The sequence below is a fragment of the Vibrio sp. V10_P2A27P122 genome (genome assembly GCF_963874335.1).
GTDB classification, from domain to species: Bacteria; Pseudomonadota; Gammaproteobacteria; order Enterobacterales; family Vibrionaceae; genus Vibrio; species Vibrio anguillarum.
In genome coordinates this window covers 1-2,086 of sequence record NZ_CAWNHY010000227.1, presented here as the reverse complement: position 1 = coordinate 2,086, position 2,086 = coordinate 1, and the positions used below count along the sequence as shown (strand labels likewise).

Sequence of the window (2,086 nt, the reverse complement as noted above, 5' to 3'; positions counted from 1 at the left end):
AAGGAGCCTTGGATGAGAGGGCTAGATTACAAATGGATTGAGGCATTAGATGCGGTTCTGCAACAAGGAAGCTTTGAACGAGCCGCTGAAAATCTCTATATTTCACAATCGGCTATTTCTCAAAGAATCAAGCAATTAGAGAGATTTATCGCCCAACCGGTCCTGATTCGAGAGCAGCCACCAAGGCCAACGCTGGTGGGAAAAAAATTGCTAGGGCTGTATCGTAGGGTGTGTTTGCTTGAAAATGAACTGGTGCCTGAATTGATGAATGAGGAGAATACGCGGCCCGTTTCAATAGCTATTGCCACTAATGCGGACAGTTTGGCTACTTGGTTACTTCCTGCGTTATCGAATACGATGAAAACGCGGCAAGTTGAGTTGAACCTGACGGTTTTCGGTGAGTCACGTACGATCGAAAAAATTAAAAATGGCGAAGTAGCTGGCGCAATAAGCTTAGAATCGCAAGCCATTCCTGGTTGTCATGCTGACTACTTAGGCCGAATGGACTATGTGTGTGTTGCCAGCCCGGAGTTTTATCAGCGTTATTTCTCTCAAGGTGTGAACTTTCATACTTTAAAAAAAGCACCAGCGGTATCGTATGATCAGTATGATGATCTGCATAAAAAATATTTGCATGATCACTTCAATGTGCCAAGAGATGCCGTCATAAACCATACCGTGGGTAGTTCAGAAGCTTTTGTTAAATTAGCCCTATCCGGTGCGGCGTATTGTTTGATCCCTCGCTTACAGATAGCACAAGAGCTCGAAATAGGCACGCTTACCGACATTACACCAGGGTTCATTTTAACCAACCGTATTTATTGGCATCATTGGCAGTTAGAAACGGGAATATTACAGGAAATTTCTCAGGCCATCGTTCAATATGCTCGCCAAGTGTTGCCGCAATGACAAAAGTTCAACGTCAAAGTTGTGTCATTTCATAAGCTATTAACTGTGCTTATATAGAGTATCGCCTATGATGTATTCACCCATTTGAGTAAGGTAACTCCCATGAAATTAATGACAAGTGTAACGCTATTATCTGGATTGCTCAGTTTTGGTTCTATGGCGCAGGAAATCAATTTTCCTCATCTTTCAACGACAGGTTATGGTGAAGTCGTTGCGGCACCTGATATGGCTGAGTTTTCAGTTAAAGTGGTTGAATCAACGCTGACGGCGGAGCAGGCAAAAAGAGCGGTCGACAAAGTGGTAGAAGCATTTGTGGCGCGTTTGAAAGAATCCGGTGTGACTTCCCAACAAATATCGAGTTCAAATCTCTACCTTGCCCCTCAATATCACTACCCTAAGTCCGGCAAGCCTGAGTTAGTGGGTTATCAAGCAACAAGAAGTGTCACGGTTGAGGTTGAAGATTTAAGCCAGCTTAATCAATACCTTGATGTAGCGCTCGGTGAGGGCATTAACCAAGTCGACAATATCCAACTTAAAGTTCGGAATCAAGAGCAATACCAGCAACAAGCTCGGCTAGCGGCGATTCAAGATGCGAATACCAAAGCACTATCATTGGCGGAAGGATTTAAGTTGAAATTAGGTGATGTGTGGCAGATAGACTACAACTCGCCCAGCGTGCAGCCGATTATGATGCGTGCTATGGCAATGGATGCAAAATCTGAATCTAATAGTTACCAAGACTCGACGCTTATTATTCGCGATAGGGTGGACGTAGTCTATCAATTAAACAACTAAGCCCTTACCTAAGCTACTGATTAATGAGTTAATTTAAAATGGATAAAAACGAGCTTTTACTTCCATAAATTGATTGTATTATTAATCGGTAGCTTTTTGTTTTGTCTATTTTTTAAGATGCTATAATCCGCTCATCACTATTTAGGGTTAATATTTAGACAAGTCATGAGATACACAAAAATAATCAGCATCCTTCTCATCATTTGTTTCTTATTCAGCGCAATAGTGACTGGGTATTACTATCAGCGCTACCAAGAAGTGAAAGACAACGCAACGCAAAACACGGTAGCGGATGCGTTTGATCAACTCAATGAAAGTGAGCGACAGTATCGGGGGTTGAAAGCTCAGGTCGGTTCCATTATTGATTTGCTTAGTCGAAGCC

The 2,086-nt window shown here is 42.5% G+C and carries 2 protein-coding genes; both read left to right on the top strand.

Annotated features, from left to right (window positions below; genetic code table 11):
* Positions 1-12 precede the first annotated feature (12 nt).
* A complete protein-coding gene (locus AACQ17_RS09565) occupies positions 13-909 on the top strand; it encodes a LysR family transcriptional regulator ArgP (RefSeq protein WP_017045436.1) in 897 nt (298 codons plus the stop codon).
* Between the two features lie 102 nt (positions 910-1,011).
* On the top strand, positions 1,012-1,704 hold the full coding sequence (locus AACQ17_RS09560) for an oxidative stress defense protein (RefSeq protein ID WP_170935189.1): 693 nt from the start codon (positions 1,012-1,014) through the stop codon (positions 1,702-1,704).
* Positions 1,705-2,086: the final 382 nt, after the last annotated feature.